Origin of the sequence: Halorubrum sp., from assembly GCF_046498025.1 — an archaeon.
Lineage (GTDB): Archaea > Halobacteriota > Halobacteria > Halobacteriales > Haloferacaceae > Halorubrum.
Map to the genome: position 1 here is coordinate 13,596 of NZ_JAWOBM010000035.1, position 14,632 is coordinate 28,227.

Here is a 14,632-nt window from a genome sequence, read left to right on the forward strand (position 1 = left end):
CCGGGTCGGCGGGGCGTTCGGAGCGGTGCGAGGCTGCGACGAGCGATCCCGACACCGAAACGACGCCCGATCAGGCCGCGACCGTCTCTTCGAGCAGTTGGAGCGGGTGTTTGATCTCGTAGCCGGTGCCGTGTTCCATCTGCATCGCGCAGGTGGGACACTCGGTCATCCCGACGTCGCCCTCCGCGTCCTCCATGTGCTCGAACATCTCCTCGCCGATCTTCATCGACTTCTCGTACTTCTCCTCCTTCCAGCCGTAGGTCCCCGAGATGCCGGAACAGGAGTCGCCGACGTCCTCCATCGTCACGCCGTCGACGTCGCGGAACGTCTCGACGGCCTGCCGGGAGAGCCCCTGATTGCGGGCGTGACACGGCGCGTGGTACGCGAAGGACTGCTCGTCCGCGAGCGTCGTGCCCGCGAGCTCGTTCTCTAAGTCCTCGTGGATCCGGAGGTACTCCAGCGCCTCGTAGGTGTGCTCGGAGACGTCGTCGATCCCGTGGATGTCGAACAGCTCGGGGTACTCCTGTCGCAGGGACATCGAACAAGAGGTACAGGAGGCGATCACGTCGGCGCCGTCGCCGATCGCCTCGATCAGACTCTCGACGTTCGTCTCCGCGTGTCGGCGCGCGTCTTTCAGCATGCCGTTCGCGAACATCGGGGTGCCGGAGCACTTCTGCGGGGGCACCATCACCTCGTAGCCGAAGTGCTCGTACACGTTGACCATCGCCTTGCCGACCTCCGGCGTGTTGAAGTTGGAGTAACAGCCGTGGAAGTACGCCACCCGCTTGTCCGGGTTCTCGACCTGCGCGCCGCCGCGGGCCTGCCACCACTCGCGGAACGTCTCGGTGGCGAACTCGGGGAAGTCGCGCTCCTTCGGGATGCCCATCGTCTTCTCCATCGCCCAGCGGACCGGGCCGAAGTTCATCACGAATGATGCCGTCCGCGGGAAGACGCTCGCGAGCTGTGCCGAGGTGTGGTAGTTCGCTAGGATTCGGTTGCGAACGTACTCCACCGACAGCTTCTCCATCTGCTCTTCGACGAACTGGCCGCGCGCCTCGTTGTGCATCTGCGAGAGCGGCACCGAAGACGGACAGGCGTCGTCACAGCGCATGCAGTTCGAACAGGAGGTGATCGACTCGTCGATGTCGTGGTCGTCCTTGCGCTTGAGCCGCCACTGCTCCGGGCCCTGGAACTTCGGCCCCGGGAACTCCTCGTCCACCTCGGCGACCGGACAGGAGGTGTCACAGCTCGTGCATTTATAACAGGAGTCCGCCCCCTCCCGGAGGTCGAGGTCGCCGCCGGGGAACACGTCGACCGGGTCGTACGCGTCCGGGTCGAGCTCCGCCGACTCAGAGCCGCCGGTCGCGCTCTCGACCCCGCCGTCGGTGGCCGCGTCGCTCGCTGCGCGTCCACCATCGGTGGCCGCGTCGTTCGCTGCGCGTCCACCATCGGTGGCCGCGTCGTTCGCTGCGCGTCCACCATCGGTGGCCGGCCGCTCGGCGGCCTCGTTCGGGCCCGCCGCCACCTCCCCGTCGTCGGGGACGAATATCGACGGCTGTTCGTCGCGGCCGGCCTCCGGGACGCCGGGACTGACCCGCGTCTCGCCCCCGTGGTCGCTGTCGCCGTCCGTTCCGTTCGCCTCCCCCGTGTCGTCGTCTGTGTCTCGTGTCATTGGGTCGCCTCCGTCGCCGCCTGCCGCCCGGCCACGAGGCCGGTCGCGAGCGACACCCCGCTCGCGGACTTCTCGCGCGCCACGTCCGCGCCGCCGACGACCGCGCCGGCCGCGAAGACGTTCGCGTACTGTGCCTCGCCGTCGCCGTCGAGCGGGCGCCCGCGTTCGTCGGGCCGCACGCCGAAGCGCGCGTACGGCTGGTCGCCGAACGCGTCGTCGACAAACCACTCGTAGCGGTCGTCGGGCTGCTCGACGCGGAGGTCGAAGACGGGCTCGCGGACGCCCTCGCGGTCCGAATCGAGTCCCTTCCCAACGAGCCCGCCGGTCGCCAAGACGAACGCGTCGGCGCCGTAGGGCGTCTCGCGTCCCTTCCGGTCGACCGCGACCGTCTCGACCCGGCCGTCCGCCTCGGTCTCGATCCCGACGACGGGGTTGCCGGTCTCGAACCGGACGCCCTCGGCGTCGAGCGCGTCGTAGAGCCGGTCCTCCAGCCTGAGTCCCGGGAGGCTCGGCGGCCCCATCGGGATCTCGAACACGTCCGCGCCGAGCCGGTCGGCGAGCGCCGCGCGGACCTCGTCGCCGCGCTCGTCGCCGAGGAACGCCGGGAAGCCGACGCGTTCGACGCGGTCGACGCCGCCCGCCTCGTCGATCACGTCGTGGAGGTGCGGGGCGACGGCCTTCGCCAGCGCCTCGCGGGCGGGGACCCCGTCGATCGCCTCGTCGTGGTCGAGCGCCTTCGCGAGCCGGGTGACCTTGGTGTCGGCCCGGAACGCCTCGGCGAACTCCACTTCCGCGCCGGCGACGTCGAACGGGACCCCGGCGGCCTCCAGCCGGCCGGCGAACGCCCGCGCGTCGTACTCCGTCAGCGACCTGAACCCGACGATGAGGGCGGGTCCGTCGTCGCTCGCGAGCCCCGCCTCGGCGGCCGCCGGGTAGCGCGCGGTCGGCTTCACGCTCCCGCCGAAGGTGGGCACGAGCGCGTTGCGGTCGGTGTGGCTCCCGCGGTACGCGTCGCCGGCGAGCTCGTCGAACAGGTCGAGTCCCTCTCGGAGCGCGTCCGCGCCCACGATCCGGTAGGGGTGCGTCTCGGGGAGCCGGTCGATCCCCTCGAAGGGGTCGGCGAGGGGGCCCTCCGGGTCGGGCCACTCGTCGCGGTCGAGCTCGCGGCCCGCGGTCGGCGGCCCCTCGCGGAGCGGCTTCGCGGGCTCCGTCGCCGGGACGTAGCCGAGCGCGTCGATCAGTCCGGAGGCCTGCCGGAGCGTGCTCGCCTTGTGGGAGACGAGGCGCACGTCGGCGCCCTCGCGGGACGCCGAGATCGCCGCCGTGATCGCCGCCAGCCCGCCGCCGACGACGAGGACGTCGCTGTCTATCGCCATCAGCTCCCCCCGTCCGTGGCCGCGTCGTCCGCTGCGCGACCACCGTCGTCCGCTGCGCGACCACCGTCGGTCGTCGCGTCGTCCGCTGCGCGACCACCGTCGGCCGCAGCCGTGCCGGACTCGCCGCCCTCGGATCCGGCCGGTCCGGACTCGGGGCCGGCGTCGAAAGCGCCGAAGTCGACCTCGCCGTCGAGGTTCGCCGGGTCGCCGTCGCGGTTCATCGTCGTCGCGTGCAGCAGGTGGTTCAGCATCGCCTGCGAGAGCTGGCGGCCCCACAGCGCGTGGCGCTGGCCCTTCCAGCGCTCCTGGTACAGCTCGTCCTCCGCGTCGCGGACGACGGGTTCCGGGTACTCCTGTGCCAGCTCCGAGGCGATCCGGTGGGTGCAGAAGCCGCCCTGGCAGTTCCCCATCGAGGCGCGGGTGCGGAGCCGGACCGCGTTGAGGTCGCTGCCCGCCTCGCCGACGGCGTCCTGTACCTCTGCGCGCGTGACGCCCTCGCACTCGCAGACGACCGGGTTCGGGTCGTACTCCGACAGCACGTCGTCGGCCCGCGACCCGAGCCGCTGGCCGGAGCGGCGGGCCACCGGCGATCGGAGGCCGAACTCGTCCATGAGCTCCTCCATCCGCGCGGGGCTCTCGGAGCCGGGCAGCGGCGCGTCGGCGGTGTCGCAGGTCGCCTCGTGGCCGAGGAGGTCGCAGACGTGGTCCGAGATGGACTCGGCCATCATCCGGTAGGTGGTGAGCTTCCCGCCGACGATGGTCGTCATGCCGGGCAGGTCGTCGCGCTCCTCGTGGTCGAGGAGGAAGTAGTCGCGCGTGATGTCCGTCGGGTCCTCGGTGCCGGTCCCCGGCGGCTCGTAGAGGGGGCGGACGCCCCAGAACGACCGCAGCGTCCGCGCGTCCTTCAGCGCGGGCACGAGCTCCGAGAGCGTCTCGATCATGAGGTCGACCTCCCACTCCTCCTCTGGGTAGTCCTCCGGGTCGTCGACCTCCTCGTCGGTCGTGCCGAGGATGCAGGCCGTCTCGTGCGGCACGACGATGTCGGCGTCACCCTTCGGCCGGCACCGGTTGATCACGGTGTCGACCTGCCGGGTGTTCATCACCGTCATCACGCCCTTCGACGGGCGGACCTCGACGTCGACGCCGGCCATCTCGCCGACGTTCCCGGCCCACGCGCCGGTCGCGTTGACCACGTGGCGCGCGCGGATCTCCTCGGTCGTGCCGGGCTCGCGGTGCACGCGCTTGCCGGGACCGGTCTCGTGTTCGATCTCGACGCCGACGATCTCGCCGTCCTCGACGAGCACGTCCGTCACCGGGGCGTGCGTCTCGATCCGCGCGCCGTGCTCGCGGGCGTCGGCCGCGTTGGAGACGCAGAGCCGGAACGGGTCGACGGCGCCGTCCGGGAGCGCGATCGCCTTCTCGACGTCGCGCGCGAGGTACGGCTCGCGGCGACGGGCCTCCTCGCCGTCGAGCACCTCGACGGGGATGTCGCACGCGCGACAGCCCTCCAACTTCTCCTGGAAGTACTCCTCGGAGTCCTCGGGACGCTTGACGAACATCCCGCCCGTCTCCTCGACGCAGTGCGCCGCGATGTCGCGGAGCACTCGGTTCTCCTCGATACACTCCCTCGCGCTCTTCTGGTCGGACACCGCGTACCGACCCCCGCTGTGAAGGAGCCCGTGCATCCGTCCGGTCGTGCCGTGCGTCAGGTTCCCCTTCTCGACGAGGACGGTGTCGAGTCCCCGTCGCGCCAGGTCCCTGACGACGCCGCAGCCGGTCGATCCGCCGCCGACGACCACGACGTCCACCTGTTGATCCATAACCGAGCGCTCGGCCTGCGCCCACTTTACTTTACCTCCTCCCCAGCGGCAGGCATAACTATCAGAGTCGTTCAAGTAATGCAATCGGTGGGATGAGCGATTTGTTTATATATTACCTTTTTAAATCTCTCTCGGAAGCGGATTTTAACAGTTAGATTATTATGGTAGTACATTATGTTCACGAACGGCGTGGTAGCTTCCGTGAAGATATCCCGCGGCGACGACGCTGATGCCCGCCGAAATTCGGCCGTTGGTCCGGCGCGCGTGCCGGACGCGGTCTGTCGAGGCGGGTCACTCCGCGGAACCGACTCCCGGGCGGGCCGGGACGCGTCCCGCGTGGGACCGGCCCGGAGTGGGCCGGCGGCATCGCCGCAGACGGACCAGCGCCACAGGAGGGATCCAAAACATGACACAGTATGTCGGTGCGATAGACCAGGGGACGACCGGTACCCGATTCATGGTGTTCGACCACGAGGGGCAGGTCGTCGCGAACGCATACGAACAGCACGAACAGATATACCCGAACCCCGGATGGGTCGAGCACGACCCGATCGAGATCTGGGAGAACACGCAGCAGGTCGTCCTCGACGGCCTCGCGGACGCGGAGCTCGAAGCGAACCAGCTCGACGCGATCGGGATCACCAACCAGCGCGAGACGACGATCGTCTGGGACAAGGACTCCGGGAGGCCGGTCCACAACGCCCTCGTGTGGCAGGACCGGCGGACGACGGACCGCGTCGAGGAGATCCAGGAGGCGGGCAAGGTCGAGGAGATCCGCGAGAAGACCGGACTGGAGTGTGACGCGTACTTCTCCGCGACCAAGACCGAGTGGATCCTCGACAACGCGGAGCCGCTCAAAATGCAGGCCTCCCGCGGCGGTGACCTCCGCGAACGCGCCCGCGAGGGCGAACTCGTCATGGGCACGATCGACTCGTGGCTCATCTACAACCTGACGGGCAACCACATCACGGACGTCACCAACGCCTCTCGGACGATGCTGTACAACATCCGGGAGATGGAGTGGGACGAGGACCTCCTCGACGAGTTCGACGTCCCCAAGGAGATGGTCCCCGAGGTACGACCCTCCTCCGACGAGGACTACTACGGCCACACGGACGCCGACGGCTTCCTCGGCGAGGAGGTCCCGGTCGCCGGCGCGCTCGGCGACCAGCAGGCCGCGCTGTTCGGACAGACCTGCTTCGACGAGGGCGACGCGAAGAACACCTACGGGACCGGCGCGTTCTACCTGATGAACACCGGCGAGGAGGCCGTCGCGTCCGACAACGGCCTGCTCACGACCGTCGGCTTCCAGATGTCCGGTGAGCCTGTCCAGTACGCGCTGGAGGGGTCGATCTTCATCGCCGGCGCCGCGATCGAGTTCTTAGAGGACATCGACCTGATCAACAACGCCGCTCAGACCGCGGAGCTGGCACGCTCGGTGGACTCGACCGACGGCGTCTACATGGTCCCAGCGTTTACTGGCCTCGGTGCCCCGCACTGGGACGGCCGCGCTCGCGGGACTATCGTCGGGATGACCCGCGGGACGAGCAAAGAGCACATCGTCCGAGCGACGCTCGAGAGCATCGCCTACCAGACTCGCGACCTCGCGGAAGCGATGGAGGCGGACTCCGGCGTCGAGATGACGAGTCTCCGTGTCGACGGCGGCGCGGTTAAAAACAACTTCCTCTGTCAGCTCCAGTCGGACATCATCCAGACGGACATCGCCCGGCCGGAGGTCGACGAGACCACGGCGCTCGGCTCGGCGTACGCCGCCGGCCTCGCCGTCGGCTACTGGGACAGCGTCGACGAGCTCCGCGACAACTGGCAGATCGATCGGGAGTTCACCCCCGAGAAGGACCAGGCTGAGGTCGACAAGCTGTACAGCCGGTGGGACGACGCGGTCGAACGCTCCCTCAACTGGGCGCAGGACGACGAGGAGGACGAATAAATGGGTGTCGAACTGGTCCCGGAGTTGGCCGTCGCGGCCGACACCGTGCTGCAGGTCGGGTACGAGCCCGGAGCGCCGACCGACGTGATCCAGAGCCTCACCAACCCGGGGATCCTCCTCGGCGCACTCGCCGGGGGCGCGTTCGGGGCGGCGCTCGGTGCGCTGCCGGCGTTCATCTTCACCGGCTTCCTCGTGATCGGAGGGTCACTCGGCGGCGGGGGGTTCGGCGTCGACGTCGGCTTCGGTCCGGTGTTCGGGCCGCACATCTCCTTCGCGGGGGGTGTCGCCGCCGCCGGGTACGCGGCCAACAAGGGCTACATGGAGTCCGGGTTCGACTACCACAACGCGAAAGACATCGGATTCGCGCTGGGGAGTAAGCCGGACGTCCTCGCCGTTGGTGCCGTCTTCGGGATCTTTGGCGTGCTCATCGAACAGATCTCCCGACAGCTCGCGCTGCCGGTCGACCCGATCCCGGTGAGCATCGTTATCAGCGCGATCGTCGTCAGGGCCGTCTTCGGCTACAGCATCGTCGGCAAGGTGAGCGACAAGGCGAGCGGCTACTTCGACATGGGACCGTTCGAGCGTGGCGAGATGCGCGACCCGGGCGAGGTCAAGGGCGACGGCGGAAAAGACAGCGAGGACCGCCTCGCCGTCGAGCCGTGGCTCCCGAACATGTACAAGTGGTCGCACGTGGCCGCGATCGGCTTCTTCACCGGTCTCGGCGCAGCCGTCATCACCTACAACATGATCAGCGGCGGACACGGCCTCATCGCCGTGTTCGCCGGCTTCGGGATCAGCGCGGCGTCACTGCTGTTCCTGAACCTCGGCGTCGACCGGATCCCGGTCACACACCACATGACGCTGGCGGGGGCGACCGCGTTCCTCTCCACGTGGGAGGAGGGCATCCTGATGCTCACCGACGTCGCGGCGGCGGACCTGACGGCGCCGCTTGCGTTCGGCGCCACGCCCGCACTGCTGTTCGGTGCGGTGTTCGGGCTGTTCTCCGCGCTCGTCGGCGAGGCGTCCCAGCGCGTGTTCTACGCGCACTCCGACACGCACTTCGACCCGCCAGCGGCCGCCATCGTGGTCTGGACGCTGACGCTCGGGCTGCTGGTCATCGCCGGGCTGCTCAACTGGGCCGTCTGGATCCCCGGAACGGGAATCTAACGCGCCCTCACTCTCGGCAGTATTTTATCATGGCATTTCGCTCGCCTGCGGTCGGTTGGAGCCGTCCGAAGAGCATCCGGTGCGAGGCCGTCCACGAGCGGGTGCGACGGTCAGTCGGGGAGCAACGCCGAAAGCCCGAGAAACGCGACGACGGCGGTCGCCGAGGCGGCGACGGCGATCGTCGACACCTCGCCGCCGAAGTACCGGGCGAGGAGCGCGAGTGCACCCGCTGCCGCGAGCGCGGTGCCGACCGCTCCGTGGTGGTAGCTTCCGGCGGTCGGCTGGTCGGCGATCCTCACCGCGTCGTCCTCGACGAAGACGCGAGCGCCCCACCAGACCGACGCGAACCGCACGCCGACGCCGACCGCCGCCGCGGCGATGGAGACGAACTCGATGTCGCCGATAGTGAACATGCCCGCTCCGAACGCGGCCAGCGTCGCCAGGACGGCGATCACTTTGCTTCGGTCGTCGACCGTGTGCAGCGTCTCCACGGCCGGATCGTTCGACATACCGGTCGTAGTCCACCCGACGGTCGTATAGGTTTCCATCGGGGCGGAGTAGCCGCTGACTCGACGGCACACGCCCGCGGTACGGCAGTCACGCCGAGTCGCCGTCGCGGGTCGAACGTGGGGTATTTAATTACCGCGCCGCGGATGACCTGGTATGTTGGATCGGCTGGGGTTCGAGGAGCGGGATCGGCGGAATCTCCTCGTCGTGATGGCTATCGTGGCGGTCGTGATGGCGATCGTTTCGGAAGGGACGCTCGCCGTTCGACTCGTCGTCGGGCTGATAACAGGCGTCATGAGCGGGGCGATGTTCGTGATCTCAACGGTCGTTATCAACCGGTACAAGCCCGCTCACTGGTGACAGTCGCTCGGTATCTCTTGCACCGAAGCCGCCACGGGGAGAGTCCCTCGACCGTTTCGAACGACCGACGTCTGACCACTGAGGAGGGACGACCGTGAACATCGACGACCGGATCGAACGTCGGCTGGGGTACGACACCGGGGCCGACGTCCTCGTCGATCTTGACTCCCTCTCTCCCGTCACGCACGTCGACTCCCCGACCGGCCGCGGGCCGTCGTTCGAGCGCCTGCTCGACGTGTTCAGTCCGGCGTTCTCCGGGTCGCTCCCGCCGAGTACCTACGTGCACGGCCCGAAGGGAAGCGGGAAGTCGGCCGTCGTCTCCGCGCTGTTCGAACGCCTCGCGGCCCACAGCGGGCCGCGGAGAGCGATCCAGACCGCGACGCGGGCGGTCGAACCGACGCTCCCGGGGTTCGTGTACGTCGACGCGCGGCGGGGCTCGACCCGGTTCAAGCTGTACCACCGCGTCCTCTCGACGTTCGGCGACGACCCGATCCCCGAACACGGGATCGGCACCGACGAGCTGGTCGACGAGCTCAGGGACGGCTTCCGTACCGGACCGGAGGTGGTCGTTGCGGTGGATCACACCAACGAGCCCGAGACGCCGGACGCGTCCGAGGTCGTCGAGTGGCTCACGGCGATCAGCGAGCACATCGCCCCCGTGTGCCTGGGCCGGGACCCGCCCGAGGCGATCGCGTGGGAGCCCGGGGCGACCGTGACGTTCGAGCCGTATCGGCGGCACGTGCTCGTCGAACTGCTGACGAGCCGGTGTTCGACCGGGCTCGGTCGCGACGCGATCAGCCACGACCAGATCCGCGAGGTGACGGAGTGGGCCGAGGGCGACGCCCACGACGCGCTCGCCGCGGTCACCGGCGCCGCGATCAGCGCGGAGCGGGCCGGGGCGTCGACGATCCGACCGACCGACCTCGACGCGGGGATCGAGGCCGTCCCGATGCCCGGCGTGGCGCTGGGACGCGTCCTCGCGCTCTCCGAGAGCCGGCGGCGGCTGCTGTACGAGCTCGTCAGGCTGTCGGAGGAGGACCGGTCCTCTGTGAGCGCCGCGACGGAGACGATCGCCTCGCGGCCCGACGTCGACCTCTCGGCGTCCACGGTGCGCCGGGTGCTCTACGAGCTCGCGGACGCGGGGCTGCTCGACCGGGTGACGGTCCGCCGGAGCGACGGCAAGGGCCGCCCCCCGAGCCGGCTCGTGCCGCGGTTCCCGACGCTCGTGTTCGAAGCGCTGTTCGACCGGCCGGCGTGGCGGAACTGAGCCGAGTCGGCTGACCAAGCCGCCGCGGTCGACGTCCGCGGCGTTTTTCGATCGTCCGCCGGGCCGCGCGCGAACGCAAGACAGTTGCGCCCGGCCCCCCCATCGACGGTATGGTTCCGCCCCTCGCGCTGGACATCGACGGGACGCTGACGACGGGGAGCGGCCGGATCGACGCCCGGGTCTTCGAGCTGTTGCCCGAGTGGGGCGCGCCGGTCGTCTTCGCGACCGGGAAGTCGTTCCCCTATCCGGTCGGGCTGGCGCACTTCCTCGGTCGGCCCGAGGTCGTGATCGCCGAAAACGGCGGGGTCGCGTACGTCGACGGCGAGACGATCGTTCTCGGCGATCCGGCGGCTCCGCGGGCCGTCGTCGAGGCGTTCGAGGCGCGCGGCGGGGAGATCGGGTGGGGCGCCGGCGACACCGTCAACCGCTGGCGCGAGACGGAGGTGGCGCTGTCGCTCGACGCCGACGAGGCGCTGCTCCGCGAGGTCGCCGCGGAGGCCGACGGACGCGTGGAGGTCGTCGACACCGGCTACGCGTACCACGTCAAGTCGCCCGACGTGAGCAAGGGTCGAGCACTCGAACGCGTCGTCGACGCGCTCGACCTCCCCGCCGACCGGTTCGTCGCCGTCGGCGACAGCGAGAACGACGCCTCCACGTTCGCCGTCGCGGGCGAGTCGTACGCGGTCGCCAACGCGGACGCGACCGCCCGCGAGGCCGCCGACGTCGTCCTCGAGGAGTCGTACATGGACGGGACGGCGAGTGTCCTCGCCGGTCTGCGCGAGCGGGACGGGAGCGATCCCTTATAAACGGACGACTGTCGGTCGCGTCGATCGGTATGTGACGCGACGTCGACGACCCTCGCGCCGCAACCGCTTTGTCGGTCGTCGACCTGCTGACGCCATGACCGGACGGATCGAGGCGATTCACGTCGCGCCCGAGTCGGGCGCGCCCATGGAGGAGCGGGACAGCGCCGAAGCGGTCTCCGGGCGAGGGCTGCGCGGCGACCGGTACTTTCTCGACCGCGGGACCTACTCGCAGTCGGCGCGCGACGTGAGCCGCGAACTGTCGCTTATCGAGGCCGAGACGCTCGACGCCGTCGAACGCGACTACGGGATCGCCGTCGGACCGGACGAGCACCGGCGCAACCTCACCACCAGGGGTATCGGGCTCAACCGTCTCGTCGGGGCGCGGTTCCGCGTCGGCGACGCGACCTGCGAGGGCGTCGAGCTCTGCGAGCCGTGCTCGTATCTCGAGTCGCTGCTCGAACGCGAGGGGCTCCACGACGCGCTCGTCCACAGAGGCGGACTCCGCGCCAGGATCGTCGAGGACGGCGCGATCGAAGCCGGCACGCCGATCCGGATTCTCGGCGACGCGCCGGGGGCCGCGCGGTCGCGGCTCGAAGACCCGTCGGCGTGAGACGGGCGGCCCGCGGCGAGATCGCCGGCGCGCCTCGACCGCACCTCACGTCGTGAACAGCTCGGTGTCGTCGGGGACGGCGAACAGCCCGAGCCGGACGCCGGCGTCGAGCCAGCCGTACCCGTACGAGTACGACGCGAGCGCGTTGACCGGGTCGTCGGCCTCGCGGAAGTGCCGCCCGTCTTCGAGGTACGACTCGGCCATCTCGACCACGTCGGCCGCGGCGTCGCCGAGGGCGGTGTCGGCCGGCGGCCGCGGCTCGGCGACCGCCAGCGCGTCCGCGAGCATCCGCTCGTAGCGGCCCGTCTTCTCCTCCAGATCGGCGCTCATGCGCTCCGGTTTCCCCGAGGGACGCAAAAACCCCTCGGGGGACGAGCCGCGTCGACCCGCCGTCGCCCGCCCGAAGCGGGCGCGCCGCCCGAAAGCGCAACGACGATACCGGCGGGGCCGAAACGGCCGAGCATGTACGAGGCCGTCCACGCCCACCCCGACGGCGACGCGACCGTCGCCCGCCACGCGGCCACCGCGGCGCGGTACGGCTACGACGGGATCGTCGTCCGCACGCGGGACGCGCTCGCTCCGGCCGGCGGGACCGGCGAGCCCTCGGCCGAGGCGGCGTCGCTCCGCGAGGAGTACGGGATCGACGTCGTCGACGCGGCGGAGATCGACGTCGACGACGCCACGCGCGCCTCGGGATCGGTCGGCAACTACCGGTCCGAGCGCACCGTCGTCTGCCTCGTCGGCGGCGACGACGGCCTCAACCGCTTCGCGGTCGAGGAGCCGCGCGTCGACGTGCTCGCGCGCCCGATGAGCGGGCCGGGCGACTTCAACCACGTCCTCGCGAAGGCGGCCCGCGACAACGGGGTCCACGTGGAGTTCGACCTCGGTCCGGTGCTCCGCGCGAGCGGCGGCAAGCGGGTGCGGGCGCTCGCGGACCTCCGGAAGCTCCGGGAGATCGTGACGTACTACGACGCGCCCCACGTCGTCAGCGCGAACGCGCGGTCGCACCTCGCGCTCCGCGCGCCCCGCGAGCTCGTCGCCGCCGCGGCGGCCGTCGGGTTCGACCCCGAGTGGGTCCGCGAGGGGCTCCGGGCGTGGGGCGACGTCGCGGCCCGCAACCGGGAGCGGCGCTCCGAGGGCTTCATAGAGCCGGGGGTCCGACGTGGGAGGTATGAAGAAGAGCGTTGAGGAGCACGCCGCGCGCTTCTCCGAGAAAGCCGCCACGTACGACGACTCCAAGAGCGACGAGTACCACGCCTGCGCGGGCCTCGTCGTCGACTACGCCGACCCGAACCCGGACGACGTGGTCCTCGACCTGGGCGCCGGCACGGGCGCCATCGCGCTGGCGCTCGCGCCCGACGCGGAGCGTGTCCTCGCCCGCGACATCAGCGAGGGGATGATGGACGAGGGGCGCCGGAAGGCGGCGGAGCGCGGCCTCGACAACGTCGAGTTCGCGTACGGCGAGTTTCGGGCGCCCGGGGTCGACGCCGGCCAGCGGGTCGACGCGGTCACCTCGAACTTCGCCCTCCACCACCTCGCCGACGACGAGAAGCGCGAGGCGATCCGCGAGATGGCCGCCACCGGCGCCCGCCGGATCGTCCTCGGCGACGTGGCCTTCTTCGAGGGACCGGACGCCGACGCGCCGTTTTACAGCCCCGAGGTCGACGATCCCGCGACGGTCGGCACCCTCGTCGAGGCGTTCACCGCAGAGGGGTTCGCCGTGACGGCGGTCGAGCGCGTCCACGACCAGGTCGCCGTGATCGTCGCGGAGCGGCTCGACGACGACTCGGAGACGGAGTGACGCCCGCCGGATGAAACACCTCCCGAAACACCTCCGACCGCGGTGGCGGTACGTCGCGCTCGGAATCGAGACGTGGCCCGACGCCGACCTCCGGCGCCGGGCGTTCCAGCGCGCGCTCTGGTACGCCGCCGGCAACCTGATCGGCGACGCCGGCAGCGCCGACGCGGACCTCGCGCTGCTCGATTTCACACACGGCGACGGCGTCGGCGAGGCGGTCGTCAGAGTGCGGCGCGGTCACGTCGACGAGGCGCGGGCCGCGATCGCCTGCGTGAGCGAGGTCGACGGCCGCTCCGTCGGGATCCACGTCCGTGGAATCTCGGGGACGGTGCGTGCCTGTGAGGAAAGATATATGGGTCGCGCGGGCGCATCTTCGACACAGCGAGACGTCGCGTTCCGGGACGCCGAGCGACCTGCCGTCGTGCGCGATGACGCGTACGACGTGCGGGTCGGGTCGGGTTACGTCGGCGCGGCGGCGTTCGACATCGAGTGATATCATGCAGGGCCAATCTCAACAGCAGGCGTACGACCGAGGAATCACCATCTTCTCTCCCGACGGCAGGCTCTACCAGGTCGAATACGCCCGGGAGGCGGTAAAACGCGGAACGGCGAGCGTCGGCGTCCGGGGCGAGGACGCCGTCGTCCTCGCGGCCGACAAGCGCGCCCGCTCCTCGCTGATGGAGCCGGCGAGCATCGAGAAGCTCCACAAGGCGGACGACCACGTCGGCGTCGCGAGCGCGGGACACGTCGCCGACGCGCGTCAGCTCATCGACTTCGCGCGTCGACAGGCGCAGGTCAACCGACTTCGATACGGCGAGGCCATCGGCATCGAGACGCTGACGAAAACGATCACCGACCACATCCAGCAGTACACGCAGGTCGGCGGGGCGCGCCCCTTCGGCGTCGCGCTCATCGTGGGCGGGGTCGACGACGGCGAACCGCGCCTGTTCGAGACCGACCCCTCCGGCACCCCCTACGAGTGGCAGGCGCTCTCGATCGGCTCCAACCGGAGCGACCTCCGCGACTACCTCGAGGCGGAGTACGAAGCGGGGCTCTCCACCGACGAGGCGGTCGGGCTCGCGCTCGACACCCTCGCGCAGTCGAACGACGGCGAGTTGGCGCCCGACGGCGTCGGCGTGGCCACGATCACGGCCGAGGACGGCTACACCGAGCGCTCGGCCGAGGAGCTGGAATCGATCCTCGACGACCGCGACCTGCTCGCGACCGACGAGGACGAAGAGGAGTCCGACGACGAGTAAGCGACCCGCCGCACCCGAGTTTTTCCGCGAGACCAACGGACG

Annotated in this window: 15 protein-coding genes; 10 read left to right on the forward strand and 5 right to left on the reverse strand. The window is 70.2% G+C overall.

The features are described from left to right. Nucleotides 1–70 precede the first annotated feature (70 nt). From R6U01_RS07390 to glpA, 3 genes are read right to left on the reverse strand one after another with little or no spacing between them, the layout of a single operon-like run. Nucleotides 71–1,672, reverse strand: a complete 1,602-nt coding sequence (locus R6U01_RS07390) for an anaerobic glycerol-3-phosphate dehydrogenase subunit C (protein WP_410285819.1) — start codon at nt 1,670–1,672, stop codon at nt 71–73. Beyond that, a complete protein-coding gene (gene glpB, locus R6U01_RS07395; protein ID WP_410285820.1) occupies nt 1,669–3,048 on the reverse strand; it encodes a glycerol-3-phosphate dehydrogenase subunit GlpB in 1,380 nt (459 codons plus the stop codon). Before glpB ends, R6U01_RS07390 begins: the two co-directional genes overlap by 4 nt. Then, entirely contained in the window at nt 3,048–4,868 is a 1,821-nt protein-coding gene (gene glpA, locus R6U01_RS07400) for an anaerobic glycerol-3-phosphate dehydrogenase subunit GlpA (protein ID WP_410285821.1), read from the reverse strand. The genes glpB and glpA overlap by 1 nt, the downstream gene beginning before the upstream one ends. Nucleotides 4,869–5,274: 406 nt before the next feature. Here glpA and glpK point away from each other — a divergent pair, with 406 nt between their 5' ends. Together glpK and R6U01_RS07410 are read left to right on the forward strand one after the other, a co-directional pair. Next, nucleotides 5,275–6,816 carry a glycerol kinase GlpK gene (glpK, locus tag R6U01_RS07405; RefSeq protein WP_410285822.1) on the forward strand — a complete coding sequence of 514 codons (1,542 nt, stop codon included), beginning with the start codon at nt 5,275–5,277 and terminating at the stop codon, nt 6,814–6,816. Then, nucleotides 6,817–7,983 (forward strand): hypothetical protein, encoded by a 1,167-nt coding sequence (locus R6U01_RS07410; protein ID WP_410285823.1) that lies wholly within the window; start codon nt 6,817–6,819, stop codon nt 7,981–7,983. A 110-nt stretch (nt 7,984–8,093) separates the two neighbouring features. Here the strand turns inward: R6U01_RS07410 and R6U01_RS07415 are convergent, their stop codons facing one another. Further along, complete coding sequence (locus R6U01_RS07415; RefSeq protein ID WP_410285824.1) at nt 8,094–8,492, reverse strand: hypothetical protein; 399 nt, start codon at nt 8,490–8,492, stop codon at nt 8,094–8,096. A gap of 154 nt (nt 8,493–8,646) precedes the next feature. On the opposite strand from R6U01_RS07415, the gene R6U01_RS07420 reads away from it, so the two are divergent. The 4 genes from R6U01_RS07420 (at nt 8,647) to R6U01_RS07435 (ending at nt 11,533) form a co-directional block, all read left to right on the forward strand. After that, nucleotides 8,647–8,850 carry a hypothetical protein gene (locus R6U01_RS07420; protein ID WP_410285825.1) on the forward strand — a complete coding sequence of 68 codons (204 nt, stop codon included), beginning with the start codon at nt 8,647–8,649 and terminating at the stop codon, nt 8,848–8,850. Nucleotides 8,851–8,944: 94 nt separating this feature from the next. Continuing rightward, nucleotides 8,945–10,117 (forward strand): Cdc6/Cdc18 family protein, encoded by a 1,173-nt coding sequence (locus R6U01_RS07425; protein WP_410285826.1) that lies wholly within the window; start codon nt 8,945–8,947, stop codon nt 10,115–10,117. A 110-nt stretch (nt 10,118–10,227) separates the two neighbouring features. Beyond that, on the forward strand, nt 10,228–10,923 hold the full coding sequence (locus tag R6U01_RS07430) for an HAD-IIB family hydrolase (RefSeq protein WP_410285827.1): 696 nt from the start codon (nt 10,228–10,230) through the stop codon (nt 10,921–10,923). Between the two features lie 94 nt (nt 10,924–11,017). Then, complete coding sequence (locus R6U01_RS07435; RefSeq protein WP_410285828.1) at nt 11,018–11,533, forward strand: MOSC domain-containing protein; 516 nt, start codon at nt 11,018–11,020, stop codon at nt 11,531–11,533. Nucleotides 11,534–11,578: 45 nt separating this feature from the next. Here the strand turns inward: R6U01_RS07435 and R6U01_RS07440 are convergent, their stop codons facing one another. After that, complete coding sequence (locus R6U01_RS07440; RefSeq protein WP_410285829.1) at nt 11,579–11,863, reverse strand: DUF357 domain-containing protein; 285 nt, start codon at nt 11,861–11,863, stop codon at nt 11,579–11,581. 132 nt (nt 11,864–11,995) lie between these two features. On the opposite strand from R6U01_RS07440, the gene R6U01_RS07445 reads away from it, so the two are divergent. Genes R6U01_RS07445 through psmA form a run of 4 tightly spaced genes read left to right on the forward strand, consistent with a single transcriptional unit; the run spans nt 11,996 to nt 14,590 of the window. Next, on the forward strand, nt 11,996–12,721 hold the full coding sequence (locus tag R6U01_RS07445; RefSeq protein ID WP_410285830.1) for an RNase P subunit p30 family protein: 726 nt from the start codon (nt 11,996–11,998) through the stop codon (nt 12,719–12,721). Then, entirely contained in the window at nt 12,705–13,334 is a 630-nt protein-coding gene (locus R6U01_RS07450; protein ID WP_410285831.1) for a class I SAM-dependent methyltransferase, read from the forward strand. Before R6U01_RS07445 ends, R6U01_RS07450 begins: the two co-directional genes overlap by 17 nt. A 10-nt stretch (nt 13,335–13,344) precedes the next feature. Beyond that, nucleotides 13,345–13,824, forward strand: coding sequence for an Rpp14/Pop5 family protein (locus R6U01_RS07455; RefSeq protein ID WP_410285832.1), 480 nt, complete (start codon nt 13,345–13,347; stop codon nt 13,822–13,824). A 4-nt stretch (nt 13,825–13,828) separates the two neighbouring features. Then, nucleotides 13,829–14,590 carry an archaeal proteasome endopeptidase complex subunit alpha gene (psmA, locus tag R6U01_RS07460; RefSeq protein ID WP_410285833.1) on the forward strand — a complete coding sequence of 254 codons (762 nt, stop codon included), beginning with the start codon at nt 13,829–13,831 and terminating at the stop codon, nt 14,588–14,590. Nucleotides 14,591–14,632: the final 42 nt, after the last annotated feature.